Below are 26,685 nucleotides of genomic sequence, written 5' to 3'. Positions count from 1 at the left end.
GATTACATGTTTTTTAAAAAGAAGGAAAAGAAAAAAGTAGAGGTTAGGCAAGAAGAAGTAGTTGAAATAGATGTAGAAGCACTCACGAAAGAAATAGAGAAACTTAAAAGTGAACTTAGTGATGATTCTAATGGGCAAGCTTATGCTGATATTGCTAAACAATATGAATTACTTAAAAACTATGATGACGCAATCAACTACTATGAAAAATGTTTAGATATAGATAAAACATTAGGGGCTAATTATAACCGCTTAATGAGTTTATACAATGTCAAACGCCGCGAAGCGGCTGAAAGTAAAGACAATGATCAAATTCAATATTATTTGAATAAGATTGATTCATTAATGCAGTTATCAAAAGATGTAATAAGAGGAAAAATTTAATGTATACAAATTTAAGAGAAGTATTAAAAGAAGCAAACGAATTAAATATGGCAATAGGAGCATTTAACACACATAACTTAGAAATGTTACCAGCTATAATACAAGCAGCAGTAAATCAAAAAACTCCTGTAATTATTCAAACTAGCTGTGGAACAGCTAACTTTATTGGACATGAAAACTTAGTGTCAGTTTGTAAGGCAATGGGTGAAACTTATGGCGTAAATGTTGTATTACATTTAGATCATGCTAAAGATTTCAATGAAATCAAAAAAGCAATTGACGCAGGATATAGCTCAGTTATGTTTGATGGATCATCATTACCATTAAAAGAGAATATTTTAGGAACTAAAAGAGTTGTTGATTACGCAAAAAAATTCAATGTAAGTGTTGAAGGTGAATTAGGTACAGTAGGTGGAACTGAAGATGGAATCGAAGTTGCAGAACAAGATATTCATTATACTAATCCACAAGATGCAATTGAATTTGTAAAGCAAACAGGTGTTGATGCACTTGCAATCGCTGTAGGTACTTCACATGGTTCATATAAAGCAAAAACTAATATTAGTTTTGAACGCTTACAAGAAATTAAAGAAGTAGTTGAAATTCCTTTAGTTATCCATGGTGGAACTGGAGTAAAAGACGAAGATGTAAAGAAAGTAATCCAACAAGGAATTAGAAAATTCAATGTAGGAACAGAACTTCTTGTGACATGGAATAGGTTATCAACTGAATTATATGATAGTCATGCAGAAAATGTATCCAATAGAGATAATGTTATGCCTGCTTTAGAAGCAATTACTAATGTAGTTGAGAAGAAAATTAGCCTATTTAAAAATATCTAAAGCAAAAAGGCTAGCAATGCTAGCCTTTTGTATATATGGAGGTATAAATGAATAAAGTAATGGTATTAGTAGGAGGATTGCCAGGAACAGGGAAATCATATCTTACTAAAATGATTATAGATAAATATAAAAATATGAAATGGTTATCTTTTGATGAACTAAAAGAAAAGTATTGGGATGAATATGGCTATAATACAAATGATGAAAAGTTAGAAGTTAATATTCAAGCATTAAATGATTTTTATATTATTTTAGATAAAACCATGAGTAATAGTGAATATGTAATTATTGATTATCCTTTTAGTAATAAACAAAAAGATAAATTAGAAGAACTAGCAAATAAATATAATTTTTCTATTTTAACAATTCGCTTACTTGGTGATTTAGATGTTTTATACGATAGACAAAAAACAAGAGATTTAGCTAATGATCGTCATCTAGGACATGTAATGAATTCTTATCATAAAGGAGATGTATTAAATGACCGTTCACAAGCAGATGCATTACTAACATATGATGTATTTATTGATAGATGTAAAAATCGAGGATATGATACTTTCCAACTAGGTCAACTAGTAGAATTAGATGTTACAGATTATAATAAAATAGAATATAAGCAACTCTTTACAGTATTAGATAAGATAATTGGAGGATAATCATGGCAATAGCATGTATAGGACAAACAGTCTATGATGTGACATTTTTAATTGAAGAAGAAATATCAGAAAATAAGAAGTATAAAACAAAAGAAAAAATGGAATGTATTGGTGGTCCTGCAGCTAATTCAGCAGCCCTATGTTCATTATGGAATGAAGATACATATTTAGTATCAAGGCTAGGAACAGACTTTTATGGTGATAAAATCATGAAAGAACTCGATAGTAAAACAAGTATTAAATTAAGTTCAATGATGATATCTAAAGAATATTCAACACCAATAAGTACAATAATTACAAATAAAGTAAATGGTAATCGAACAATAGTAACTTATGATGAAAAAGAAGAAGTATTAGATATTCCATCTTTTGATAGTGAACCTAAGGTTATTTTAGTAGATGGACATTTCTTAAGTGTTGCCTTACCAACAATGAAAAAATATAGTGATGCAATTACAGTGATGGATGCAGGATCATATAACCAAGAAAAACATGAGATGTGTACATTAGTAGATTACTTAGTGTGTTCGCAAGACTTTGCCCAACAATACTGTAATAGGGAATTAAATCCAGATAATAATGATGATATTAATGATGCATTTGAAAAACTATCAAAACTTAATCCAAATTGTATAGTAATAACATTTGGAGATAAGGGATGTTATTATCAGGAAAATGAAAAGATAATACATTTGCCTGCTTTTCTAACAAATACAATAGATACAACAGGAGCAGGAGATATCTTTCATGGTGCATTTGCTTATTGCATTCATAATGAATTTGCGCTTAGACAAGCACTTATCTATAGTTCAATGGCAGCTTCAATATCTACCGAAACCATTGGGAGTTATGTATCAATACCAACACTAGAAACAGTTAAAGAAAGATTGAATGATATATAAGAATATGATAATGATCCAATAATTTGTTAATAATACAAAAAAATAACTAGATGTTTACAAATCTCTTTTCTGATGTTTGACACACCGAGTATTCTTAGCACACTGTTAACAGAGATCGATGCGTCTTCTTCTTTAGATTTTTTCGTTGCAACATATTTTCTCTCAGTTAATCGACCAGTATGCTCATTGCTTTTTTTAAGATTTCTAAAGCATCTTTTGTGTCCTTCAACTCTTTTCGTAGTCTTGCATTTTCTTTCGCTTCATCACTTGCATAATTACCACTACCACGAACATTAATATCGCCACTATTTTTGAACTCTTGAATCCATTTACCTAATGTACTATATCCAATATTCAAGTTATTGGCACATTGCTTGATGGATATTTCTGGATGATTAAGATGATATTGAACTGCATCTAGCTTAAATTGTTTAGTGTATTGTTTGCCTTTTGACATTGATAACACCTCCTCTAGTTATCTGTACGTCCATCTACTTACATTATACCAAATGTCGGAAAATCTCTGTTTCAGTGGTCCTATTTTTATACTAGCATCAATGTTAAGCTAGTTGATGTTTTACCAACGAGCTCTGATTTATCCAAAGAATGCTATGTGCAAAAAAGACCAAAATAAAAGACTAAAGATAACACTCAAACGAGTTACCTTAGTTCTTTTTAGGTTGCGCTAGTTATTTTACGCTTACAATAATCTCTCGTTTTTTTTCATTAGTTTTATCACTCCTTCACCTCCGGATTATATTATTTCATACACCGGAATAAAAAAATAAGTGGTCCCTTTTTCAATGGCAACATGCCATGAAAGTGGTCCACTTTTAAATTACAATAAACAGCTGATACAAATAAGTATTTGCATGCCAACTTTGATTTATTAGCTAAAGGTAGCAAAAGCGAAATGTATAAATGTTGGTATCAAATTGATAAAGAAGATATAGAACTCAGAGATATTTTCATAGATTATACTGAAATTATAGATAGTTGATATGGCGCACTACTAATTGTATGAGACATAGGTGGATGTTTATCGAAATGTAGTGGTAACAAAAATGCAAGTCGAAGCAGTCTATATAGCAATAGATAATAAAAAAATGTGTAGCAGAGCCGTACACTCTCGACTTATACAGTTTATTTTACACTCTCTATAATCACGGTTATAAGTATTGCTAAGTCATTATAATTATTCAAGATACATCAATAAGCACATTTTTATGTTATTGGGTTTTTCTATGGGACAAAACATCCTCTTGTTTTTGATTAGTTAATCTAAAATATCATACTATTAATGATAGTAACTTTTTTTCTATCATGTGATACTATTTTCGTCTTTATTAAATGATGAAACTTCTTAATATTCACTTGCTTACCGTGATATAATGTTTGCATATTTAAAGTAAGAAATGGAGGAAAAAGTGTGTTAAATAACAAGGACAGAGCTATTCAAATATTAAAATCTACATATGGTGAAAATGCAGAATTTAGAGATGGCCAATTAAGTGCAATTGTTTCGGTTTTGGAGAAGAAAAAAACTTTAGTTGTTCAAAGAACAGGATGGGGAAAATCTATAGTATATTTTATTGCTACTAAAATTTTAAGAGAACGTGGATCAGGACCATCAATTATTATCAGTCCATTATTGTCTTTAATGAAGAATCAGATTGACACAGCAAAAAAAATTGGTTTAAATATCGTAACAATTAATAGTGATAATAAAAATGATTGGGATCGAATTTATGAGGATCTTAATAGATATGATGCATTAATTATATCTCCTGAAAGACTATCAAATGGAGTATTTATGAGTAATTTTTACAATATAAGTAACATAAAGCTCTTTGTTGTAGATGAAGCGCATTCTATTTCGGATTGGGGACATGATTTTAGACCTGATTACCAAAGAATTGTAAAGCTTTTAGATAACTTGCCAGTTGATATATCCATATTAGGAACAACTGCAACAGCAAATAATAGAGTCATTAATGATATTAAAAATCAATTAGGAGAAGATTTAGAAATTGTTAGAGGTAATTTAATTAGAGATAATTTGAGTATACAAGTAAATCCAAAGCAAACTCGTGAAGAAAGACTAGCGTGGATACTTGATAATCTACAAGATAATGAGAAATTAAATAAGGGTCAGGGAATTATTTATTGTTTAACACAGAGAGATTGTGATAATGTTGCCGAATTTCTTAACCAAAACGATTTAAGTGTTGCTTCTTATCATTCGGGTTTAGAACCCAATGCTTCACAGAGGAATCTTGAGCTGTTTGATCAAGGAGAAATACGAATTCTAGTTGCCACAGTGAAGTTGGGGATGGGGTATGATAAATCTGACATTAGATTTGTAATACATTATCAACTACCCTCAAATTTAATTGCCTATTATCAACAAATCGGTCGAGCAGGTAGAGACGGACAATTAGCATATGCCATTCTATTGCATGGAGCGGAAGATGAAGAAATTCTTACATATTTTATGGAAGAAACCTGCTCTAAGCCTGATTTGTTAAGTGAAATTATTTCATATGCAACGGATGGGATAAAATATTATGATTTGTATTCTAGAATAAATGCAAAAGCATCAAAAGTAAAAGTTGGATTAAACTATTTGCTTGTACATGATTATATTTATAAAGACAAGTCTTATTATCGTACAAATTTGACAAATCATTTTGATAAGGAGAAAGAAAGAATAAAACAAGAAAACCTCAATATAACTAGAAAAAGTGAGTTAAAAAAGTTGAAAGAATACTTAACGACATCTTCATGTAGTATGAAATTTATAGCAGATGAATTAAATGCACCTGATTTTGCTGAGTCGTGTGGGATTTGCGCAAATTGTGTAGGTCATAAGGTAATGAAGACAGATTTTTCTTTGAATGCGTATAAAAGTGCTTCTAAATATATGACGAACAGACACGGAAAGATACTCCCAAGAAAACAATGGTCAACAGGCGCACGTATACCAAATAATGAAGTAATGCAAGAAGGCTGGGTGTTATCTAATGATTATTATTCAGAGATTGGGCAACTAGTGAAAAAAGAAAAATACGATGATTGTGTATTTTCAACTAAATTAGTTAATCATTCGGTGAATTTTTTAAAGAGACGGAAGGCTGTTGATACTATTAATTTAATAGTATCTGTACCAAGTATAAGAAGACCTAATTTGGTGACTAACTTTTCTGTCGCTTTAGCGAACGATTTGAATATCCAGTATATTAATGCTGTAAAGAAAAACGCAGAAGGTAAAGAGCAAAAAACACTATTGAGTTCCGGATTTCAGCAAGAGAATATTCAAAATACAATTTCTATAAACAAAACATATATTCAAGGGAAAAGAATTTTGTTGGTTGATGATATGGTTGATTCTAGATGGACATTTACTGTAATTGCGTCTGAATTGTTAAAGGCTGGTGCAACTGTTGTTTATCCATTTGCACTCGTTAAAACAGGAGGGAATTAGTATGTCACAGTATAGTGCAATTGAAAAAATACTTATAGCTTTAGAAAGTGATTTGTTGGACAGTACATTAAATGATATAGAAAAAGATAAACTTGTAAACTATAACATTAATGAATTTATTGAGAGGGATCACATTAGCAAAATTTCTATGCCAGATGATTTAAGAAATAAAATCACTAACCAATTAAATCAAGGGATAAAACTAAGTCTTAGATTAGAAGAACTTTCACAAAGAGGTATAAAAGTTTTCTTTTCTAAGTCGCAGAAGTTGTCCAAAGAAATAACGAGTAAGTTCATTAGAAAAAACAACTTGTATTTTATCATTGGAAATGAAAAGTTACTTACGATAAGCAATCCCAATATTACAGTTTCATATTCCGATTTTAAACAATGTACTTCTTCTGTTATCTTCATAACAGATAGACCAATTAACACTTTACTTAGTTATGCTGATGTGCGGAGTGCAATTGCTAATGATAGAATTTTGTTAATATCGGATAAATACCAAGCAAAATCAGGCATTATAGAAAATGAATTGAAGTCAATGAAAATGAACAAATCAAGGGTAAAAACAGTTTTTATTTCTGGTTCGAGAACACAAAATGAAATTCCCGAAATCATTCAAGAATCCCTGAAATCAATAATAAAACAAAATATAAGAATAGTTATTGGAGATTCAAAGAAAGGTGTTGATAATGAAATAATTGATTATTTAAGATCCTCTCCCAAATATACAAATGTAAAAATCTATACTATCAAGCAAACTCCCCGAGTAAAAATAGAACCTGAGTGGGAATTAGAAACAATTGAGGTTGATGAATTGCTTAAACGACAGCAACAACAAATGCAAAAAGATAGACAAATGGCTGAAGTCGCGGATTGGGGATTGTCAATATTTAAGCCAATTATTATAAATAGATACGGTGCAATAGAAGTTAGCTCAGGTACTCTAAGGAATACAATTCAACTATTATTAAATAATAAGTATGTTAAGTTTTTCTATGTCATTAATGGGGAAATGATGGTTAAAAATCTAAAGAATATAAATGATTTAATTAATACACTAGAGCAATATAAAAATGAGAAATTAACAGTATCAGAAAAAGAGGAAATCTCAGAAGCAAAAACTGTTTGCAAAGATATTGAGCCAAGATTAGTTAAATATAGAAAAATATCTGAGAAATTCTCTCAATTGCTGAAAAATGAACAAAAGATAATAAATGAAAGTAAGAAAAATACTAAAAGTATTGATCAATTGTCATTTTTTGGATAAATGAATTTGCTTAGGATATAGTTTTATAGAATTTAACAACCTTAAAGAAATGTAGAAAAGACGAAAAATAGAATAATAAAGTTTTACAAGTAACAGGTATTATTATTTTATAAAAAACTCAAAGTGTGGGTTTCATAACTATACATAACATCATGATTTACGATTATTTGTTTATTAAAGAAACAATATAGCTAAGAAGAAAAGTGAGACAAACTAAATATGTATGGTTTTATGAGAATATAAAACTTTACACAAACTATCATAAAATGACAGCTGAAATGGAACAGCTGTCATTTTACATTAATTTTGCTTCTTTGAACGTAAGTAACTAAATGCTAGTGCTACTACAGTTACACCAACAATTGCACTGACAAATAGAGTGTCGCTGTTTGAAGAATCATCTTCGATAATTGCATCAACTTTCTTTTGTGCTGCAAGCCAGTCAAAGAATTGTTCACCTTCTTTGTTAGTTGCATTGTTGTTTAGTAGATATACCCATGCTGCATGTGTTTCAAGTTCAACTCCGTCAACTTCAACACTCTCAAATTCCGTGTATGTAATATTTAGACCAAGAGCTTTCGCGTTCGTATATGCGTCTTGAGAATAACTTACTGGAATGGTATCATCCGTTTTTGTGTGAGCCATCCAAATAGGGATGTCTTTAACGGTTTCTAGTTTATCCTGCGGCACTTCATAGGCTTGGCAAATAGGGAAAGCAGCTGCAAACAATTCTGGAGCAGCAAATAGCGTTTTCCATACTTGGTAACCTCCCATTGAGCCTCCACCGATATACACACGGTCTGTATCGATGTTAGGGTTTTGTTCGATGTATTCTTTTATCATGTCGACAACTGCTTCGGTTTGATCTTCACCAGTTAGAGTTAATTCATCCCATAAGGTTAATTCCGGCATCCAAAAGGTCGAACTTTGAGGTGCAAGAACATATGGGACATCAAATACAGTTTGTGCTTCATCGCTAACGAATGCAGATGCACCTTTATTACCTAATATTTGTGTAATGTTGTTTTCTCCACCTTCACCAGCGCCATGGAACCAGATAATTAGTGGATGCTTGTTGCCGTCATCTTTAGGCTTATAATCACGATAGTGGATACCACTACTACTTTCACCACTAGTAAAAGCATCAACTGAGCCAAAACTAACGTTACCTTGATTGTAAGTCGGTTGTAGTTCACTTCCATCTGCTAATGGAATTGCTTTTGATGTTAGTTGATATTGAACCGTTAATGGATGATTTAAAAATGCATCATCATCCCAATACAATACATAGGCAAGACCAACGTCTACACCATAAGATAGGTGTAAGATAACTGTCTTGTTTTCATTTTCAAATTCGATTTGTTCGATGATTCTTTCACCGTTTTCAACTTCAACACCTTCAAGTGCGTAATCTGTAGTTACTTGATATGTATCGTTTGTGATTGCATCTGTTTGAACTGGCACATCATAGTGAATTTTCACTTGATTGATTTGTGCACCGTAATCGAATACGTTACCTACAACATCAAAACTGACAGTAGTTGTATTTGCATAAAGTGTATCGTTTTGCGCGTGCATGAAAAAGCTTGCGAATAGTAAGCTTGTAATGAGTAATAATTTCTTCATTTCTCTTCATTCCTTTCACATTGAAATGTATTACTTATTCCCCTTAAAAGTAATATGGTTTATCGATGTTTATCAGGAACGCTCCTATGAAGTGTATTGTATAAACAACCACTTTCAATTTTGATTATACCAATAGTTTTCTAATGTGCAAGTGAAATCTAATGTTTTTTCAACTATTGACATTGAAATATCACTGGTATATAAATAAATCAAAGTGGATTACCATAAAAACCACGAAAGGGGATTGTACAATGAAAGAGACAATGATGGATTATATAATCGAGACAGAAGCAGTATGTAAAACAAATTTACAGCAAGCAAAAATACTTATACAGCCACTAATGGAATGTTTTCTAGAATGGGAGTATGAAAAGATACTGATTGTTGCTAGTGGGTCAAGTGCCAATGCTGCACTTTGCGCAAAATACTTTATGCAAGATACGTTATACTGTGATGTAGAAGTGATTAGTCCATATACATTTACACACTATACGAAATATGTGGATGATAAAACATTTGTATTTGCTATTAGTCAAAGTGGATCAAGCACCAATACCATTGATGCAATAGAGAAAATCCAAAAGTTAAATCGTAAAGCAATTGTCCTAACTGGCAATATACATAGTGATGTTGCATCAGCTGATGTCGTAATTGACTATGGCGTAGGTAAAGAAAGCGTAGGGTATGTTACTAAGGGAGTAAGTACACTTGCTTTGTATTTATGCATATTTGCTATACATACGTCATATCAACTAGAGTATATTAGTGCAAAAGATGTAGATGGTTTTCATGCACAATTATCATGTATTTATGATGCATATCCTCAACTGATTACACAAGCTGTCGATTTTTATAGAAGTCATCAAAAAGCGTTATTATCCATGTCAAAGCTCTTTATTTGTGCAGTTGGTCCGAACATAGGTGCTGCTTGTGAAGGTGCTTTAAAAATTAGTGAAACAGTTAAGATACCAGCTTTTGCCTATGAAATAGAGGAGTATATTCATGGACCTAATTTACAATTAGATCCATCATATACTGTAATCTGTATTGATAATCATGATGCAAGTTCAAAACGAGTACAAGATATTTGGCATGCAACTACTTGTATTACAGATCATAGCTATTTAATATCAAGAGGTATAGAGGGAGATACTATCTATCATTATGACCTTGATGTACTACCAACATTATCACCGCTTATCCACGTAGTTCTTTTTCAGGTTTTGGCATACCAGATTACAACCGAGAAAAACCAGTGGGAAGACCATATTTTGATGAAAGACTTTAATAAAGTGGTAAAAAGTAAGACAAAATAGAAAAAAACTAAAATTGTAAAACATACGATAAATAAAAGGAAATCTTATATTTTTGGATTTCCTTTTTTCTTTGTGTGAACAAAAATCTAAAGAAAGCGCTTGCAAAAGTAAATATGTACTGGTATATTGAAAATGTAAAGTGGATTAGCAAAGAAACCACAAGAGGGCCCAGAGGTTTCTGATAAGATACGCTTTATGTTTCATTATTGATTGATTGAGGAGGACAAAATGGAAAAAGAAAAAGTAACATTAGCAAAATTTGATGTAGATAAATATCTTAAAGAAGGTGATGCAATTTATGCACAACGTGGTGCAGTTGAAAAAGTTGCAGATGAGATCGTTGAAAAAGGATTCAAAAATATCTTCTTTCTAGGAATTGGTGGTACGTATGCTGAGTTTGCTCCAGTGAAATACTTCATGGATAAATATTCAGATTTAGATGTGTATTTAGTTGAAGCAGCTGAAATTAATGTATTACGTCCAAAGAAACTTACGAAAGATTCTGTTGTTATTACAGCAAGTGCTTCAGGGGATACAAAAGAAATCGTTGAAGCAGCAACTTGGATTAAAGCAGAAGGAATCGAAGTGGTTTCATTCACGAAACATGAAAGTCCATTAGGAAAAGTTTCTACAAAAATTATCCAAGCAGATGTAACAACAGGTATGTGTGAATACAGTTACTTGTTATTTGACTTATTAGCATTGCGTATTTTAAATAAAATGGGATACTTCCCAAAATACGAATTATTTGCTGATCAAATGAAAGGAATCTTCAAAAACCTAGTTGCAATTCGCGAACAATTCGACCCTAAAGCTGAAGAAATCGCTAAGAAATACTACAACGAACCATACAATATTTGGGTAGGTTCAGGAGCAACTTGGGGTGAAACATACTTATTCTCAATGTGTATCTTAGAAGAAATGCAATGGGTACGTACAAAATCTGTTACATCTCCTGAATTCTTCCATGGTACACTTGAATTAGTAGAACCAGGAGTTCCAGTATTCTTAGTAAAAGGTGAAGATGAATGTCGTCAACTAGACACTCGTGTAGAAAGATTCTGTCAACGTTTTACAAACAAACTTGTTGTATTTGATACACAAGAATATGCACTTGATGGAATTGATGATGAATTTAGAGTGATTGTTTCACCTATGATTGCAACATCAGTCTTAACAGAACGTTTAGCAGCTCACTATGAAACATACACAAAACATAACTTGAACTACAGACGTTACTACCGTCAATTCGAATACTAAGATGAATATAGAAGCAGTAATCTTCGACATGGATGGTGTCATTATTGATTCAGAACCCTTTAATTTATATGAGTTTTATTGCTTTGCACAACAACATGGAGTACAAGTACCTATGCAAGAACTTAGAAAAATTATCGGTACGAGTCATGAAGTGACATGGAACTATCTTGCTTCATGGTTGCATTTAGATAAAAATGCACTGGAAATGGATGCGTATTATCGGCAAACCTATCAAGGAGAGCCTTTCGATGTTACTGATTTCTTACAACCTTACCTAAAATTCTTATTGAAGGAATTAAAAAAACAAAATGTAAAACTCTCCGTTGCAAGTTCGAATGATCCAGATATCATCGAACATGTTTGTAAAGAAAACGGTATTGAAACATACTTTGATTCCATCGTTAGTGGACGCATGTTTACTAAGTCGAAGCCGAATCCTGAAATCTACGTCTATACATTGAACACACTTGGTGTAAGTGCAGATCATGCAATCGTGATTGAAGATTCTAAGGATGGAATTGAAGCTGCAAAGCAAGCTGGTATGAAAGTGATAGCGATAAAAGACCATCGCTATCACATCGACCAGCAAAAAAGCAGATTATCTTGTAGAAAATTTGTTTGAAGCATATCAACTGATTGCAAGTCTTATGTAAAAAGGAGTAAAGCAAATGAATGAATTGTGTGCAATGAATGGACATTATCGATTCTATCAACTGGAGACCTTCTTTGAAAAGGTTTCATCTATAGGATTTAAAAAAGCAGAAATATGGACAGGACCCCATCATTATTTTATGGATTATCAAGGATATGAGGATGTAAATAAACTCAAAAAGTTGGAGAAAGCATACGGAGTGAAAATCGAAGTGATTTGTCCAGAACAAACCAATCCAAAACCAAATAATATGGCAGCCAAAGATTCACAAGCTATCAAGCGAGTGGAAGCCTATTTCAAACATGCAATTGATGTAGCAAGTCAAATTGATGCCAAGTTAGTTCTTGTGACTAGTGGTTGGGCATTTCTTGATGAAGATGTAAATGAAGCGTTTAAGCGAAGTGTGCAAATGATGAAAAAACTAGTAGCCTACGCAGAAAGTAAACACATTCGTTTAGCTATTGAAGCATTGCAAAAAGATGAATCAAGACTTGTGAATTCCATTTCATCTTTACAATCCTATTTACAAGCAGTCGATCATGACAATTTATATGTTTGTATCGATTTTGGAGCGATGGCAGGTGCAAATGAAACGCTAGATGATTATTTCAAAGCATTTGGTAAGAAAATTGCACATGTGCACTTCGTTGATGGAAAACCAGTTGGTCACTTAGCATGGTCAGATGGAACAAGGGATATGAAAGCGGATTTAGAAATCCTACAAAAATATGGATATGAGGGGTTACTTTCATTAGAAAGTGTAAACAATATCTACTTTGAAAAGCCATTTGAAGCAGATCAAAAAACAATGAATCAATATCAAGTATGTAGTAAGGAGTAAGAACATGAGACATTACATAATAGCATCACATGGAACATTTGCCAAAGGAATTTATGAGAGTATCAAAATCATAATTGGTGAGCAAGAAAACGTAACCATTATTAATGGATATGTAGAAGACACAAACATTGAAAAACAGGTAAAGGATGCTTTTGATAGCATTGCTGATGATGCAGAAATTATTGCACTAACCGATGTGTTTGGTGGAAGTGTAAATAATGAATTTATGAAGTATGTAGGAAAAGAAAACTACTACTTAGTAACCGGTATGAATTTACCATTATTAATGCAAATATTTCTAGCAGATCCAAGTGTAGATATCGCAACAACACTTGATCAAATTACAAGCAGTGTAGATACTGCACCAAAGTTTTGCAACAAATTATTTGAAGATGTGAATGACGATGACGAGTTTTAAAGGAGGAAAATATAATGATTAAACTAGTAAGGGTAGATCACAGATTATTACATGGACAAGTAGCATTTTCTTGGACAAATGGAGTAGGAGCCGACTGTATTTTGGTTGCTAGTGACTCTGTGATTAATGACGATGTATGGAAAACCACTTTAAAACTTGGAAAACCTTCAGGTTGTAAATTGGTAATTAAGGATATGAAAAATTCTATTGAGGCAATCAATAGTGGAGTAACAGATAAATATAAATTAATTATTGTTGTGCAAAGCATTGCGGAAGCGCAAGAATTGGTCAATGGATGTCCATCTATTCAAAGTATCAATCTAGGAAACACAAAAGAAGAGGGTGATACAAGAGCGTTAAGTAAACAAATCTTTGTAACACCTAAAGAAGAAGAAATATTACGATCATTTATCGATAAAGGATTGGAAGTCGAAATCCGTCCATTAGTCGATGATAAAAAAATACTTGTCAAAAACGTACTATAACTATAGACAGGAGGGAAGACAATGTTATTAGAATCAATTTTATTGGGTCTAGTTGCTGTATGGGGAGTGCTGGATTACCAATTTGGGACATTATATACATTTAGACCAATTACGACTGGTCCAATTGTAGGATTAATTTTAGGGGACTTCGAAATGGGTATCACTGTAGGAGCGAGTCTTGAATTAATCTTTATGGGTGCAATTTCCGTTGGTGCTTACATACCACCAGATGTAGTCGTTGGTGGAATCTTAGGTACTGCATTTGCAATTACAACTGGAGCAGGAGTAGAAACAGCAATCACTCTTGCAATGCCAATTGCATTAATTGCTTTATCAATTAGTAACTTTATTGCAGCTTTAACACCTGCATTTCTAAAAATAGCAGATGATGCTGCGACCAAAGGTGATTCGAAAAAAATTACAAAAGTTCACTGGTTAATGGGTGCTTTTGGAGTCATTGAAAAATTCTTACTTGTTTCTTTATCATTCTATTTTGGAGTAGATGCTGTACAAGCAGTTATTGGTTCAATTCCTGAAGTTGCAATCAATGGTATGGCAATTGCTGCTGGTATGTTACCAACATTAGGATTTGCGATGTTAATGCGTATGATCTTGAATAAAAAACTTGTACCATTCTATTTCTTAGGATATACATTAACCGCATTTTTAGGAATGCCAGTACTTGGAGTAGCAATTATTGGTGTGATTATCGTAATTGAAAAATTTGGCTTCTTAGATGGCAGTAAGAAATTTGCCACAGCAGATGGCGTACAAGAGGAGGACATGGATGATGACGACTTCTAATCAAAATACAGTGGAAAACCAACCATTAATCACAAAAAAAGAACTGACAAGAATGTGTTTCAACACTGGAGCACTTGGAATGGAGTACTCTTGGAACTATCCACGTCAAATGCACATGGCATTCTTATTGATGATTGATAAACAACTAAAGAAAATTTACAAAGACAATCCTGAGGGATATGCAGAAGCATTAACACGTCACATGGAATTCTTCAACATTACGCCTCAACTCGCACCATTTGTTGGTGGGATTGTATTATCAATGGAAGAAGAACGTAATAAAGGCTTGATCGATGGTAGCGCAATTAGTGGAGTTAAAGCTGCACTAATGGGACCACTTTCAGGAATTGGAGATTCTATTTTCTTAGGATGTATTCGTGTTATTGCTCTTGGAGTTGGACTTTCATTAGCACAACAAGGAAATATTCTTGGACCAATTCTATATTTCTTAATTTATAACATTCCTGCATTCTTAGTTCGTGTATTTGGTGCACATTTAGGATATGACTTAGGATTTACATACCTACAAAAAGCACAAGCAAACGGTACTATGGATAAACTTATGCATGCTGCAGGTATTCTTGGAATCATGGTTATTGGTTCGATGACTTGTGATATGTTCTGGGCAGAAGTATCTTTGAAAATTGGAAGTGGAGAAACTGCACAAACCTTACAAGAAATTTTAGATGGAATCATGCCTGGACTTGTTGGTCTAGGGGTCACATGGACATATTACTGGGCACTAGGTAAAAAAGTAGGACCAGTAAAACTTATCTTATTAACTGTTGTATTTGGAATTGTAATGGCATACTTCGGCATCATGGCTGCTTAAAATCATGATTAACAAGTATATCGATTATATACAAGATCCAAACGATACGTATCAAACGTATTTAGAAAAAGCAAAAACGTACAATGTTCGTTGTATCTTTGCCGAAGAAGATCAATTAGAACAAACAAGAACGTTTTTACAAGATAGCGATATTATCATTGCTGGAGCAATTGATTTTCCTGAAGGAAAGATGACCTTGGATGAAAAGTTAAACGAATTCAAACGGTACGCTACTTTAGGATATAAAGAAATTGATTATGTATTAAACCAAGAAAACATTGAGAATCGTAATTTTGATGCCATTCTTGATGAATTGGTTCAAGTTGCTTATTTCTGTAAACAACACAACATTGTGGATAAAGCAATTGTTGAAATGTGTAAGTTGGATGAAACTTCCAAAGAAAAAGTTTGCCAATTAGCCAATATTGCAAAACCTGTCTTTTTAAAGACATCGACAGGGCGCAGTTTTGGTGGTGCAACACTTGAAGATGTGAAGTTGATGAGAAAGACCTTAGACAATCAAATACAGATTAAAGCAGCCGGTGGTATTAGAACATACCAAGATGCAAAATCTTTTGTAGAAGTTGGAGCAAATGCCTTAGGCGCAAGTGCTGCCATCGCTATCATTGAGGGCGAAAAATAATCAAAACTGGCATGCATGAGCATGCCGGTTTTTTGAAAGGAGGAATGCATGTCTACATATAAAATGAGACACACAAAAATCAGTAAACCGTTTCTAAAACGGGTCTTATATTTAGCTTTACCTGTGGTTATTCAACAACTGTTAGTCAATTTACTAAGTATTGCAGATACACTCATGATTGGTGGAATTAGTGAAGAGGCGATAAGTGCAGTAACGGTCGCCAATAAGTTTTTCTTTATTTTTAATCTAGCTGTCTTTGGTCTAGCTAATGGTGTTGGTATTTATATTGCACAATATTTTGGGGCAAAAAATCATAATGCATATCATCAAACATTCCGTTTTGGTTTGCGTGCATGTTTTTGGGTAGGGTGTATATCAACGATCTATTTATGTATCTTTCCTGAAAGTGTAATTACGTTCTTTGTAAGTAAGCAAAGTACAATCCAACTTGCATTGGAGTATTTGGAAGTTGTTAGATATTCGTATATACCTTTTGCATTGACTATGATGATTGCAGTTGCATATCGTGTAATTGGTTTACCGAAAATTCCAATGGTAAGTGGAGCAATTGCCTTTGTAAGTAATGTTGTACTTAACTATGTATTAATCTTTGGACATTTTGGTTTTGCGCCATTAAGTGTACAAGGTGCAGCACTAGCAACGATGATCTCACGATTCTTAGAGTTAGGATTTTTAGTAATCTTATTATTCCAAAGAAACGCAACTTTACACTTAGGTAAATCGGTTGGCAAAATGCAAAGTGAATCAAAATACAATATTATTAAAAATACCATTCCCTTAATTTTCAATGAAATTATCTGGTCCGTTGGTTTAAGTGTTGTATTTATGAATTACTGCTATGTAAACGAAGCTTTTATACCAGCACTTACAGTAGTGGACAATGTATCGAGTCTGGTTTATGTAGCTTTTGCTGGATGTGCAGCAGCAACTGGAGCAATTGTCGGCAATGATTTAGGTGCCAATGAGATGGAACAAGCAAGAAAAGATTCCATGCGTTTAATTAAGATTGGGCTAGCTATTTACGTTGTTGGTAGTGTACTTGTACTTGCACTAACTCCAGTTATTCCAAAAGCGTTCTCTTTAGGAACACAGAATACGAAGATGGCAATTATTCTACTTATCATTAAAGCAATGGTCATGTGGACACAAGGGTATGCAGAAACTTGCTATTATATCTTACGTGCAGGAGGAGATACAAACTCAGTTCTTGCGATAGATGGCTTGTTTATTGTCTTTGGTCCAACATTTCTTAGTATACTAACAACACGTGTGTTGCACTTGGATTTAATCTGGGTATTCGCATGTGTCGAAGGTGTCAATATACTCAAGGTATTTATTGCAACTCATTTTTATCATAAAGAAAATTGGGTAAAAAACATCACCTTAAAAGAGGAGGGAAACTGTGGATGAGCATAGTCGACTGATTCTACATGCCAATGACGAGTTTCATCGTTAGCGTTTCTTCTATATACATCATGAAGAAAGGAGATAAACGATGAATATACGTGATTTTACACAACAAGATAAAGAAATATATTACGAGATGTCAAAAGACTTTTATAGTGGGTTTGCAACATTGGAAGAAGGTTCAATTGAACAGTATGAAGCAACCTTTAAAATGGTGATGAAAAACTCTCCGTACGTAAGAGGACTTATTCTAGAAATGGATCAACAAATTGTCGGTTATGCACTTTTAGGGTTCTTTTGGAGTAATGGAAATGAAAGTATTACCATCTTAATAGATGAACTCTATATTTGCCCACAAATGCGTGGTCAAAACTGTGGAAGAAAGTTCTTTCAATGGTTAGAAGCAAACTATGATATTGATGATTATACATTCACTTTAGAAGTAAACCCACGCAATGAAAAAGCATTAGCCTTCTATGAAAAGTTGGGATATAAACGAACTGAATATATCGTAATGGAAAAGTATTAGATACATAGCGAAGAGGGAAATTCTTTCTTTGCTTTTTCTTATATTATTACATATCGTAATTTAGATAAAATTAATTTGTTATCATTTGCTTTTTGAATTCATGTGGTATAATGAAACCGTAAAGAGGTTGTACCATGAAATTATTAACATTAGACATTATTGTCTGCAATGAAATCAAATATATGATTGAAAACACTCCACTTCTAGAGGGTGAGAAACTTCCAAGTGAAAGAGAGTTAGCAGAGAAGTTTGAAGTTCAACGAGGAACCGTTCGAACGGGATTAAAACTGCTACTTCAAGAAGGTTGGATTTGCGCTAAAGAAAGAAGTGGGTATTTTGTTGCGCCTAGACGTATTGAAAAGAATGTATACCGCATTTCTTCAACATCGCAAACAGTTGCAGAAATGGGTAAGAAACAACGATTGAAGTTGCTTTCCATCTCACGCAAAGAAGTAGGTAAAGAACTATCAATTAAACTTAAACTACCAATTGGAACAAAATACTATGCAATTGAGAGAATTCGCTATGTTGATGATGAAAAAATCTCATTGGAAGCTTCTGCTGTTCCATATGATGTAGCACCAGATCTAGATAAAAAAGATTTAGAGAATAATTCTTTATATGATGTATTGGAAGATGATTATTTAAACAATATCGCATTTTCAGAACAAGAAATTATTGTCGTAGAAAGTGATGAATATACTGCAAAAGCTCTATCTATACCAGTAGGACAAAAACTTGTAAAACAACAAGGACTCGTTATGTCAAAAGAAAAAGAACCAATCGAGTACATTGAAGCGTATATGCTTATGGATCGTTTTGTGTTTGTAAATAATGATTTGTTACCAAAGAAAGGAAGAAATTAGTATGGATTATCGGATGCCGATTTATATCCAAATCAAGGATGCGATTATTAAGAAAATTAATAATCAAGAATACTTACCTGGAGAAGCGATTCCTAGTGAAAGAAAGCTTGCTGAAATGTATCAAGTAAATCGAATGACGGTAAAAAAGGCCATTGAATCTTTGGTAGAAGAAGGATACTTATTTCGAATTCATGGAAAAGGTACATTTGTGCAAAGAAAGAACTCACAACGTCTAATTCTTGGTGGAGAAGATGCATATGGTATTAGTGCATTACTTCGCGAACAAGGAGCACAAACAAGAGATATCGTTCTTGAAAAAGGAATGTTAAAAGCTTTTAATTATTTAGGTTCTAAAATGGAACTAGCAAAATATGAAGATGTATATTTAATTCACCGTCTTCGTTGTGCCAATGATGCACCATTTGCCATGGAATATTGTTATATGCCATTTAAATACTTCGAAGATGTAGATGATTACAACTTTGAAGATGTATCTATTTATGACTATATGGCAAGAAAAGGAAGATTCCCACAAAAGTTTAAACAACGTCTTATTATCATTGAAGCAGATGAAAAACTAGCTAAACAAATGGGAATTAAAATAAATGATCCACTTTACTATTTTGAATACATTGGTCAAGATAGTGAAGGACACATAGTAGAATACACAGAAAGTTATTTGCGATGTGACAAAGCTGTGTTTACATACGAAGCAATACGTTAAATACAATTGTATATATTAAAGATAAACGACTCAGTACTTGGAAAATTCAAGATAGTGTCGTTTTTTTTAAAATCATGTATTTTATTTATCATGTTAATAATACGAATTTGTAGCATACAATACATATTCAATGTCAGAAGTATTTATTAGAAAGAAAATTGATACTAATCTTTATTAATTTCCGCATACATGAGGAAAAGTATTGTAATGAGTGTGTAGTTAGAGGAAAATTTCCGCAGATAATCGGAAAAAGGTCGTCTTGTTAGAAAGGATGCGGAAAAATATAATGTAATTAGAAAGGAGAGTATATGAGAAGATATTTAATTGCAACTCATGGAGAAATGGCATCAGGTATGTTATCAACAATCCGCTTATTAGCAGGAGATAGAAATGATATCGACATAATTGATGCATATGTCAATTCTGATTCAATAATTGATGAAGTGAAGAAGTATTTTTCTAGTCAAGTTGATAATGAAATTATTGTCTTTACGGATCTATTGGCAGGAAGTGTTAATCGTGAAATTATGAGATATATGAATGAAAATGTTCACATAATTTCTGGATTCAATTTGCCATTTGTATTAGAAATGCTATTTTATGACGAAGAAATGGATACAACTTTTCTCAATGAAAAAATAGTACAAGCTAGAGAACAAATGGTTTATGTAAATATGTTAGCGAGAGGAGAGTATAATGATTAAGCTATTACGAGTTGATGATCGATTACTTCATGGTCAAGTAGCTTTCGCTTGGACAAAGAGTTTGAAAGTGAATTTAATAATTGTAGCAAATGATAAGATAGCACATGATGAATTTACAAAAATGACATTAGGTTTGGCAAAACCACAAAATGTTAATCTTACAATAGTTGAGGTGAAAAAGGCTGTTGAAATACTAAAAACGGATAAAGCGAAAAAGTATTCATCGTTGATAATTGTAAATAATTTGGAAGATGCCAAAGAGTTAATAATGAATGTTGATGAATTACATAGTTTAAATCTAGGTGGTTTACGTGAGCGAGAAGGAAGCACTAGATACACAAATGCGATAACGTTAACTGAAAAAGATGTGGATATTTGTCGTGAGATTTTAGATAAAGGATACGAAATCGAAGCGCGTCAAATGCCTTCAGATAATAAACAAGATATTAAAGACTTAATTAAGTAGACGAGGGGGTATATATGAATATTGTTCAACAAATACTTTTAGGTTTAATCGCTGTCTTTGGATGGTGTGAATATGTTGATGGAATTAATAAGTCAACACGACCACTTGTGATGTGTACACTGGTTGGTCTTGTATTGGGTGATTTAAGCAAAGGTATTATTATTGGTGGTACATTGGAACTAGCCACTATGGGGATGATGGGAATTGGTATATCAATTCCAATAAACATAACAATAGCGGGAGTGTTAGGAGCAGGGTTTGCGATTTCAGGGGGATTAAGTACTGAAGCTGCAGTTGCTTTAGCAATACCTGTTGGGATTGTATTTAGATTATTAGAGCACTTAGCTACAACTGGTTATGATTTAGTTGCAGCTAGGTTGTTATTTGATAATCCCGAAAAGAATACACCTAAGCAAGTGTATCGATCATTTTGGATTATTTTTGGATTAAGTTGTGTGTTTATGTTCTTAACTGTATTTATTAGTTTATTGGTTGGAGCAGAAGCAGTTGCAAATATTGCTAACTCTATTCCAGAAGATGTTATGAATGCAATTGGAACTGGTACAAACTTACTTACCGCACTTGGATTTGCGATGCTATTTAATTTAACTATGACACCTAAAACATTAGCATTCTTTTTTATTGGGTTCGTATGTGCTGCATATTTACAAATGCCAACAATGGCAGTTGCAATTTTAGGTGCTGCTTTTGCTGCAGTTGCATTCTTTTTCACAAAAGATAAAGACACAGGAGCAGAAGAAAGTGGTATTATCGATTTTGATGATTTAGATGATGAACCACAAGAGGTAACAGAAATTAAGAAAATGTTATCTAAATCTGATTTAAAAAGCATTTTCTTTAAGTCGTTTGGACTAGAGGGACCGTTTATTTATTCTAGATTACAATCAATTGGTTATTGTCGTGCGATGTTACCTGCAATTGAAAAAATATATTCTGATCCACAAGATCAGTCTGATGCGATTAATCGTCATTTAGAGTTTTTTAATAGTAATCCAGAATTTTCAACATTTATTATGGGTATTTCTGCTTCTATGGAAGAGCAAAATGCTCAAGATAAAAATTTCGATGCTGCTAGTATTAACAGTGTTAAAGCTGGATTAATGGGACCATTAGCTGGTATTGGTGATAGCTTTTGGTGGGGAATCGTAAAAACTGTTGCTGCTGGTATTGGATGTCAATTTGCGATGCAAGGAAGCATATTAGGACCGATTCTATTCTTGTTAGTGTTTAATGTACCACACTGGATTATGCGATATATTTTAACATTCAAAGGTTACGAATTGGGACATAAGGTTCTCGAGATGATGTCAAAAAGTAATATTATTGAAAAAATGTCACTGTGTGCTGGTATTTTGGGAATGTGTGTAATCGGAGCGATGACTTGCGACATGATTAGCATATCTACACCATTGGTATTCCATATGGCTAATGGCGTTACTGTTGAAGTTCAAGCAATTTTAGATGAAATATTACCGAACTTACTTCCATTAATTTCAATTTTTGTAATATCGAAATTACTGCGTAAAGAAGTAAAAGTTCTTCCATTAATTTTTGCGTTATTGGCATTTGGAATTGTATTCAATTTAATCGGAATTATTGCATAGTTTGAAAGGAAGTTTAGATATGAGAGATATGTTTGATTATATGGAGAAAGCTCCAGGATTATGTCTAGATATTTTAAAAGATAGAGATAAACGAATAGAGAAACTTGCAAATTTATATACAAAAAAAGAACGCAAGAAGATAGTTGTTGTTGCCTCGGGGTCGTCTTATAATATTGCAATGTCTGTAAAGTGGTATATGCAAAATACGCTCAATGTAGAAGTAAAAGTTGTATGGTCAGTTACGTATGTTATGTATGATTATGCATATGATGATCAAGCATTTGTTATTTGTATGTCACAATCAGGAAGAAGTACAAATACGATTGCTGCAGTGAAAAAAGCTATGTCTCTTGGGCATGAAGTATGTGTTTTGACAACGAATAAAGATGCTCCAATTCAAAAATATTGTTCCAATGTATTTGAATATGGAAGTGGAAGTGATGATTATTATGTTGCAAAAGGATATCCATGTTCAAGTGTCTTCCTTATGAAATTTACAGTTGAATGTGCTAGCAAGTTACAACAATGGAAAGAACAAAAAAAGAAACAGGAAATTGGCAAAATTGAGAAGCAAATCTCTTGTATGGCTGATAGCAAAGATAAATCCATAAAATTTTTCGAAAGTCACAAGACATCTATTCTTAATAGTCGAAGAATGATGCTGGTTGGTATTGGAAGTACATTCGGTGTAGCTCTAGAAGGTGCATTAAAACTTAATGAAATGATTGGTTCAGCTACTAATGCTTATGAGATGGAAGAGTTTGTACATGGTCCATCGTACGAAATCAGAAAGGACCATGTGATCATTTTTATTGATAATAACAGTGAGTCACATGATAGAATGATTCAATTATTTAATGCGACAAAAGGTCTAACAGACCACGTTTATTTGATTACTAACGATTGTAGTCTTCAAGATAAAAATACACTTAATATTACTGGCGGAGATAATTATGATATGAATATTATAAATGATATTATACCGTTTCAAGTGTTTTCCGAGTGTATTTGCAGTGAATTAGATTTATTAAGTTACAACTTATCTAATTATGATTTCGAAAGAAAGATAAAAGCAAAGGCATAAGAAAAAGCAGTACAATCACTTTGTAATTCTGATATTTAGACAGAGTTACTTTAAGTGATTGTCTGCTTTTTTATTGAGTGTGTCCTAAATATGTTGTGATAAAGTCCTTTACTTTTGCTTGATCCATTTCACAAAGTAGCTTAGCTGATTCCTTGTTTGTAATCATGGATAAAATTGATTGCAAAACTTGTTGATAAGTTGATAACTCAGATAATGAATGTGTAATAATTATCACTGATTTAAAAACATTTTTTTCATAAGTAAACTTAGATTGAGCTGTTATATAATATATAGAATCAGTTTTTTGAGGTGATATTGTAAAAACTAAAGCTATATCATTTTTTACAGTTATTTTGAAATTATTGAATTTTAATAAATTGATAACTTCTCGTGAAGATTCATTATCGATGTTTGATTTCGATATTGATTCTGGTATTTCGCTCCAACTTGTAACAGGTTTGTATGAGACCCAAATGTTTTGAAATAAGTTTTTAGTTGAATACGTATCTTGGAATTTTTGTGTAAGTTTATTTTTTATTTGCTCTAAATCTGTAGAAGTCAAAATAGAATGGATGTATTGGATAGGTACATGTATTTTGTAAGTTATTGGTACAGAACTTAATACCACATCATAGATGTCATGTTGAATGTTTGGGAGTTCATACAACTCAACTACATCTAAACGATTGATGTACTCCGAAAACTGATTTATGATTTTAAATTTTTGTATTTCGATAGCACTTCTTCCCAAAGATGAAACAATAAGGATATTCTTCTTTTGGACTTCACCAACCATTTTTTCAATAGCTAGTCCAATATACAGCGCTATGTATCCACACTCGTCTTCAATCACAGAAACATTCATTTCATCTTGTATTACTTTCTTAGCGATTAAAGCCAATTCATATGCAAACGGATAGTTTGTTTTTATGTCATCTAACATCATGTTTCTAGAAATTAAACCACTTTGTAATCTCAAAATAAGTGGATTTAGATGCAGTTTTAAGACGTTCTTGAAATAATCGTCTGAACCAAGATCAATTCCTGCTTCCATGTAAATATCAAAAATTATTTTTTCAATCAAGAACTCTACTTGCTTTGATACTTTTTTTTCACCCTCATCAGAAAGTATCATTTTTTTAGCAAGAATGTGAGATGTCAAATAACATATTTCACTTTCATTCCATATTTCATTGAATTCTTTACCAAGAGCAACAGCAATGGATTCAGCAATTCTATATTCGTTCATCTTTTTGAATTGATTAATATTTTCTTGTTTATACTCTACATAATAAGAATAACGCATTCTACGGATGGATATGATTAAGTGAATCACTAAGTTTTGAAAAGATGTGTCAGACATGAATATTTTGCTTTGATTTAATGTGTTCAACAGTAGATTTTTTATGAAAGCAATTTCTTCCTGATTTACTGAACTTGCAAACAATGCAGAATCTTCAACAAAATATCCATCAATTGCAGGATTATGAAAGTAGTACTCAGAAATACATAATCGTTTTTTTAATTCTTCGCCTTCGATAATTAATCCTTTTCCTGATTGATGGGATAAATGTAAATCATATTTGTTTAGTCTTGCTCTAACTTGTTTTAATTCTGAAGTTAGAGTTGAACGTGAAATATATAGTTCCTCAGCTAAATCATCAATTCTTATGCTGAAATCAAGCATTAACAGCTTTTTTATAATATAAGATACTCTATCATATGGGTTATCAGGTACATCATAATACTGTGAGACATCTTTGAGTTTTAAGTCACTTAAAAACTCTTCAAAGAATTTGAAGTTTTTGATATCTAGTAAATACCCTTTACCTGCTTGAGAGTTTATTATTGCGATATCATCATTTAATTCTTTTTTAATGGAATTAATATCATCACGTATAGTTCTACTTGTAACACTAAATTGATCTGCAAGTTCCACTCCTGTAATATAACGAGTATTTTTTGCCAAAAAATATAAAATTTCTTTTTCTCTTCTTTTCATATAATCACCATATGTAAATTATAACAAATATTTACTAATAAAAAGATTAATATTGAAAGATATATATACTAATTGTTACTGAATAACTGGAAGGCTATTATTTAAATGGCACCACTAGTTCAGTTTGCATACAATACAATATAATTGTAGAATTGAATTATGAAAGACATTAATAATAATTTATATGTAGAATATCTACAAAACCTTCTAAGAGATAGCGAAATAAGTTTTCTTGATTATATGGGGTTTATAGAATCACGGAAAGATAAAGTTTCTAATGAACAAATGACCACTAAAAAAGTAATCGATTTAAGTAAGTTGGATTGTAAAAAACCGACCGATTTTTTACGTTTTATAAAAGAAGAAGATTTAAATGAATACATCCATTTATTTAGGGGAAGAAAGGATGCTTATGCAACACGTTATAAGCAAAAAAACGGACGTTTTGGCTTTTCGCCAAAATGTATAAATATTTGGAATAAGGAAAAGTGCTTAAAAAATAGAGATAAAAGAGCTGATTGTAAGAAATGTAAAAATAGAGAATATGAAAAACTTACTAAAACATTGTATAAAAACCATATAATGGGTGGTGAAAAAGCAACAGCAATCGGAATTTATCCAATTACACTCGATAGTACTTGTTATTTTATTGTCTTTGACTTTGATAATCATGATGAGGATAAGACAATCGATTGGGAAAAAGAGGTGAACGGATTAGCAAATACATGTAAGGAATTTAATATATGGCTTAATTCAACCGATGCGCACCTAACTTAGATTGTTACATGTATGATGATACATTGAAATGTAAGATTACCATATAAAAATAAGGAAGGTAA

At 32.3% G+C, this 26,685-nt stretch carries 27 protein-coding genes; 24 read left to right on the top strand and 3 right to left on the bottom strand.

What is annotated here, in order from left to right:
- Positions 1-6 precede the first annotated feature (6 nt).
- From EDD63_RS07210 to EDD63_RS07195, 4 genes are read left to right on the top strand one after another with little or no spacing between them, the layout of a single operon-like run.
- Positions 7-384: a tetratricopeptide repeat protein gene (locus EDD63_RS07210; protein WP_134169952.1), complete on the top strand. Its 378-nt coding sequence runs from the start codon at positions 7-9 to the stop codon at positions 382-384.
- Positions 384-1,226, top strand: a complete 843-nt coding sequence (locus tag EDD63_RS07205) for a class II fructose-bisphosphate aldolase (protein WP_134169950.1) — start codon at positions 384-386, stop codon at positions 1,224-1,226. Before EDD63_RS07210 ends, EDD63_RS07205 begins: the two co-directional genes overlap by 1 nt.
- A gap of 47 nt (positions 1,227-1,273) precedes the next feature.
- On the top strand, positions 1,274-1,882 hold the full coding sequence (locus EDD63_RS07200) for an AAA family ATPase (RefSeq protein ID WP_134169948.1): 609 nt from the start codon (positions 1,274-1,276) through the stop codon (positions 1,880-1,882).
- 2 nt (positions 1,883-1,884) lie between these two features.
- Positions 1,885-2,784, top strand: a complete 900-nt coding sequence (locus EDD63_RS07195; protein WP_134169946.1) for a carbohydrate kinase family protein — start codon at positions 1,885-1,887, stop codon at positions 2,782-2,784.
- Positions 2,785-2,950: 166 nt separating this feature from the next.
- On the opposite strand, the gene EDD63_RS07190 is transcribed toward EDD63_RS07195, so the two are convergent.
- Positions 2,951-3,241 carry a transposase gene (locus EDD63_RS07190; RefSeq protein ID WP_134169944.1) on the bottom strand — a complete coding sequence of 97 codons (291 nt, stop codon included), beginning with the start codon at positions 3,239-3,241 and terminating at the stop codon, positions 2,951-2,953.
- Positions 3,242-4,213: 972 nt separating this feature from the next.
- On the opposite strand from EDD63_RS07190, the gene EDD63_RS07185 reads away from it, so the two are divergent.
- Entirely contained in the window at positions 4,214-6,268 is a 2,055-nt protein-coding gene (locus EDD63_RS07185) for a RecQ family ATP-dependent DNA helicase (protein WP_208318307.1), read from the top strand.
- Between the two features lies 1 nt (position 6,269).
- Entirely contained in the window at positions 6,270-7,541 is a 1,272-nt protein-coding gene (locus EDD63_RS07180; protein WP_134169940.1) for a hypothetical protein, read from the top strand.
- 300 nt (positions 7,542-7,841) lie between these two features.
- Here the strand turns inward: EDD63_RS07180 and EDD63_RS07175 are convergent, their stop codons facing one another.
- Complete coding sequence (locus EDD63_RS07175; RefSeq protein WP_134169938.1) at positions 7,842-9,167, bottom strand: prolyl oligopeptidase family serine peptidase; 1,326 nt, start codon at positions 9,165-9,167, stop codon at positions 7,842-7,844.
- A 251-nt stretch (positions 9,168-9,418) separates the two neighbouring features.
- Between EDD63_RS07175 and EDD63_RS07170 the strand changes: the two genes are divergently transcribed.
- The 17 genes from EDD63_RS07170 to EDD63_RS07090 all read left to right on the top strand — a co-directional run bounded on the left by EDD63_RS07170 (position 9,419) and on the right by EDD63_RS07090 (position 23,844).
- Positions 9,419-10,483 carry an SIS domain-containing protein gene (locus tag EDD63_RS07170; RefSeq protein ID WP_166667579.1) on the top strand — a complete coding sequence of 355 codons (1,065 nt, stop codon included), beginning with the start codon at positions 9,419-9,421 and terminating at the stop codon, positions 10,481-10,483.
- 228 nt (positions 10,484-10,711) lie between these two features.
- Complete coding sequence (locus EDD63_RS07165; protein ID WP_134169934.1) at positions 10,712-11,743, top strand: SIS domain-containing protein; 1,032 nt, start codon at positions 10,712-10,714, stop codon at positions 11,741-11,743.
- Between the two features lies 1 nt (position 11,744).
- Complete coding sequence (locus tag EDD63_RS07160; RefSeq protein WP_134169932.1) at positions 11,745-12,365, top strand: HAD family hydrolase; 621 nt, start codon at positions 11,745-11,747, stop codon at positions 12,363-12,365.
- 46 nt (positions 12,366-12,411) lie between these two features.
- The gene (locus tag EDD63_RS07155; protein ID WP_134169929.1) at positions 12,412-13,236 is read left to right on the top strand and encodes a sugar phosphate isomerase/epimerase family protein; all 825 of its coding nucleotides are present in this window, start codon (positions 12,412-12,414) and stop codon (positions 13,234-13,236) included.
- 4 nt (positions 13,237-13,240) lie between these two features.
- The gene (locus EDD63_RS07150; RefSeq protein ID WP_134169927.1) at positions 13,241-13,654 is read left to right on the top strand and encodes a PTS sugar transporter subunit IIA; all 414 of its coding nucleotides are present in this window, start codon (positions 13,241-13,243) and stop codon (positions 13,652-13,654) included.
- A gap of 14 nt (positions 13,655-13,668) precedes the next feature.
- The gene (locus EDD63_RS07145; RefSeq protein ID WP_134169925.1) at positions 13,669-14,139 is read left to right on the top strand and encodes a PTS sugar transporter subunit IIB; all 471 of its coding nucleotides are present in this window, start codon (positions 13,669-13,671) and stop codon (positions 14,137-14,139) included.
- A gap of 21 nt (positions 14,140-14,160) precedes the next feature.
- The gene (locus EDD63_RS07140; RefSeq protein WP_134169923.1) at positions 14,161-14,943 is read left to right on the top strand and encodes a PTS mannose/fructose/sorbose/N-acetylgalactosamine transporter subunit IIC; all 783 of its coding nucleotides are present in this window, start codon (positions 14,161-14,163) and stop codon (positions 14,941-14,943) included.
- On the top strand, positions 14,930-15,775 hold the full coding sequence (locus tag EDD63_RS07135) for a PTS system mannose/fructose/sorbose family transporter subunit IID (RefSeq protein ID WP_208318308.1): 846 nt from the start codon (positions 14,930-14,932) through the stop codon (positions 15,773-15,775). The genes EDD63_RS07140 and EDD63_RS07135 overlap by 14 nt, the downstream gene beginning before the upstream one ends.
- A 4-nt stretch (positions 15,776-15,779) precedes the next feature.
- Positions 15,780-16,418 (top strand): deoxyribose-phosphate aldolase, encoded by a 639-nt coding sequence (deoC, locus tag EDD63_RS07130; protein WP_243833749.1) that lies wholly within the window; start codon positions 15,780-15,782, stop codon positions 16,416-16,418.
- A gap of 48 nt (positions 16,419-16,466) precedes the next feature.
- On the top strand, positions 16,467-17,849 hold the full coding sequence (locus EDD63_RS07125) for an MATE family efflux transporter (RefSeq protein ID WP_243833748.1): 1,383 nt from the start codon (positions 16,467-16,469) through the stop codon (positions 17,847-17,849).
- A gap of 85 nt (positions 17,850-17,934) precedes the next feature.
- The gene (locus EDD63_RS07120; RefSeq protein WP_134169917.1) at positions 17,935-18,375 is read left to right on the top strand and encodes a GNAT family N-acetyltransferase; all 441 of its coding nucleotides are present in this window, start codon (positions 17,935-17,937) and stop codon (positions 18,373-18,375) included.
- A gap of 134 nt (positions 18,376-18,509) precedes the next feature.
- Positions 18,510-19,241: a GntR family transcriptional regulator gene (locus EDD63_RS07115; RefSeq protein ID WP_134169915.1), complete on the top strand. Its 732-nt coding sequence runs from the start codon at positions 18,510-18,512 to the stop codon at positions 19,239-19,241.
- Position 19,242: 1 nt separating this feature from the next.
- Entirely contained in the window at positions 19,243-19,965 is a 723-nt protein-coding gene (locus EDD63_RS07110; RefSeq protein ID WP_134169913.1) for a GntR family transcriptional regulator, read from the top strand.
- 308 nt (positions 19,966-20,273) lie between these two features.
- Complete coding sequence (locus tag EDD63_RS07105) at positions 20,274-20,669, top strand: PTS sugar transporter subunit IIA (RefSeq protein WP_134169911.1); 396 nt, start codon at positions 20,274-20,276, stop codon at positions 20,667-20,669.
- Positions 20,662-21,135 (top strand): PTS sugar transporter subunit IIB, encoded by a 474-nt coding sequence (locus EDD63_RS07100; RefSeq protein WP_134169909.1) that lies wholly within the window; start codon positions 20,662-20,664, stop codon positions 21,133-21,135. The genes EDD63_RS07105 and EDD63_RS07100 overlap by 8 nt, the downstream gene beginning before the upstream one ends.
- Before the next feature lie 14 nt (positions 21,136-21,149).
- The gene (locus tag EDD63_RS07095; RefSeq protein ID WP_134169907.1) at positions 21,150-22,760 is read left to right on the top strand and encodes a PTS system mannose/fructose/sorbose family transporter subunit IID; all 1,611 of its coding nucleotides are present in this window, start codon (positions 21,150-21,152) and stop codon (positions 22,758-22,760) included.
- Positions 22,761-22,779: 19 nt separating this feature from the next.
- On the top strand, positions 22,780-23,844 hold the full coding sequence (locus EDD63_RS07090; RefSeq protein WP_134169905.1) for an SIS domain-containing protein: 1,065 nt from the start codon (positions 22,780-22,782) through the stop codon (positions 23,842-23,844).
- Between the two features lie 70 nt (positions 23,845-23,914).
- On the opposite strand, the gene EDD63_RS07085 is transcribed toward EDD63_RS07090, so the two are convergent.
- Complete coding sequence (locus tag EDD63_RS07085; protein ID WP_134169903.1) at positions 23,915-25,846, bottom strand: BglG family transcription antiterminator; 1,932 nt, start codon at positions 25,844-25,846, stop codon at positions 23,915-23,917.
- Between the two features lie 159 nt (positions 25,847-26,005).
- Here EDD63_RS07085 and EDD63_RS07080 point away from each other — a divergent pair, with 159 nt between their 5' ends.
- Complete coding sequence (locus EDD63_RS07080; protein ID WP_134169901.1) at positions 26,006-26,623, top strand: TOTE conflict system archaeo-eukaryotic primase domain-containing protein; 618 nt, start codon at positions 26,006-26,008, stop codon at positions 26,621-26,623.
- Positions 26,624-26,685 lie beyond the last annotated feature (62 nt).

It is taken from the genome of Breznakia blatticola (assembly GCF_004365815.1).
GTDB classification, from domain to species: Bacteria; Bacillota_I; Bacilli_A; order Erysipelotrichales; family Erysipelotrichaceae; genus Breznakia; species Breznakia blatticola.
Note: the sequence above shows the minus strand (reverse complement) of the source record. Positions and strands in the feature narration are given on the sequence as shown.

Bases quoted from the DNA above. Each gene is read 5' to 3' on its own strand.
- EDD63_RS07210 (WP_134169952.1), top strand. From the start codon at position 7: ATGTTTTTTAAAAAGAAGGAAAAGAAAAAAGTAGAGGTTAGGCAAGAA.
- EDD63_RS07205 (WP_134169950.1), top strand. From the start codon at position 384: ATGTATACAAATTTAAGAGAAGTATTAAAAGAAGCAAACGAATTAAAT.
- EDD63_RS07200 (WP_134169948.1), top strand. From the start codon at position 1,274: ATGAATAAAGTAATGGTATTAGTAGGAGGATTGCCAGGAACAGGGAAA.
- EDD63_RS07195 (WP_134169946.1), top strand. From the start codon at position 1,885: ATGGCAATAGCATGTATAGGACAAACAGTCTATGATGTGACATTTTTA.
- EDD63_RS07190 (WP_134169944.1), bottom strand. From the start codon at position 3,241: ATGTCAAAAGGCAAACAATACACTAAACAATTTAAGCTAGATGCAGTT.
- EDD63_RS07180 (WP_134169940.1), top strand. From the start codon at position 6,270: ATGTCACAGTATAGTGCAATTGAAAAAATACTTATAGCTTTAGAAAGT.
- EDD63_RS07175 (WP_134169938.1), bottom strand. From the start codon at position 9,167: ATGAAGAAATTATTACTCATTACAAGCTTACTATTCGCAAGCTTTTTC.
- EDD63_RS07170 (WP_166667579.1), top strand. From the start codon at position 9,419: ATGAAAGAGACAATGATGGATTATATAATCGAGACAGAAGCAGTATGT.
- EDD63_RS07165 (WP_134169934.1), top strand. From the start codon at position 10,712: ATGGAAAAAGAAAAAGTAACATTAGCAAAATTTGATGTAGATAAATAT.
- EDD63_RS07160 (WP_134169932.1), top strand. From the start codon at position 11,745: ATGAATATAGAAGCAGTAATCTTCGACATGGATGGTGTCATTATTGAT.
- EDD63_RS07155 (WP_134169929.1), top strand. From the start codon at position 12,412: ATGAATGAATTGTGTGCAATGAATGGACATTATCGATTCTATCAACTG.
- EDD63_RS07150 (WP_134169927.1), top strand. From the start codon at position 13,241: ATGAGACATTACATAATAGCATCACATGGAACATTTGCCAAAGGAATT.
- EDD63_RS07145 (WP_134169925.1), top strand. From the start codon at position 13,669: ATGATTAAACTAGTAAGGGTAGATCACAGATTATTACATGGACAAGTA.
- EDD63_RS07140 (WP_134169923.1), top strand. From the start codon at position 14,161: ATGTTATTAGAATCAATTTTATTGGGTCTAGTTGCTGTATGGGGAGTG.
- EDD63_RS07135 (WP_208318308.1), top strand. From the start codon at position 14,930: ATGACGACTTCTAATCAAAATACAGTGGAAAACCAACCATTAATCACA.
- deoC (WP_243833749.1), top strand. From the start codon at position 15,780: ATGATTAACAAGTATATCGATTATATACAAGATCCAAACGATACGTAT.
- EDD63_RS07125 (WP_243833748.1), top strand. From the start codon at position 16,467: ATGTCTACATATAAAATGAGACACACAAAAATCAGTAAACCGTTTCTA.
- EDD63_RS07120 (WP_134169917.1), top strand. From the start codon at position 17,935: ATGAATATACGTGATTTTACACAACAAGATAAAGAAATATATTACGAG.
- EDD63_RS07115 (WP_134169915.1), top strand. From the start codon at position 18,510: ATGAAATTATTAACATTAGACATTATTGTCTGCAATGAAATCAAATAT.
- EDD63_RS07110 (WP_134169913.1), top strand. From the start codon at position 19,243: ATGGATTATCGGATGCCGATTTATATCCAAATCAAGGATGCGATTATT.
- EDD63_RS07105 (WP_134169911.1), top strand. From the start codon at position 20,274: ATGAGAAGATATTTAATTGCAACTCATGGAGAAATGGCATCAGGTATG.
- EDD63_RS07100 (WP_134169909.1), top strand. From the start codon at position 20,662: ATGATTAAGCTATTACGAGTTGATGATCGATTACTTCATGGTCAAGTA.
- EDD63_RS07095 (WP_134169907.1), top strand. From the start codon at position 21,150: ATGAATATTGTTCAACAAATACTTTTAGGTTTAATCGCTGTCTTTGGA.
- EDD63_RS07090 (WP_134169905.1), top strand. From the start codon at position 22,780: ATGAGAGATATGTTTGATTATATGGAGAAAGCTCCAGGATTATGTCTA.
- EDD63_RS07085 (WP_134169903.1), bottom strand. From the start codon at position 25,846: ATGAAAAGAAGAGAAAAAGAAATTTTATATTTTTTGGCAAAAAATACT.
- EDD63_RS07080 (WP_134169901.1), top strand. From the start codon at position 26,006: ATGAAAGACATTAATAATAATTTATATGTAGAATATCTACAAAACCTT.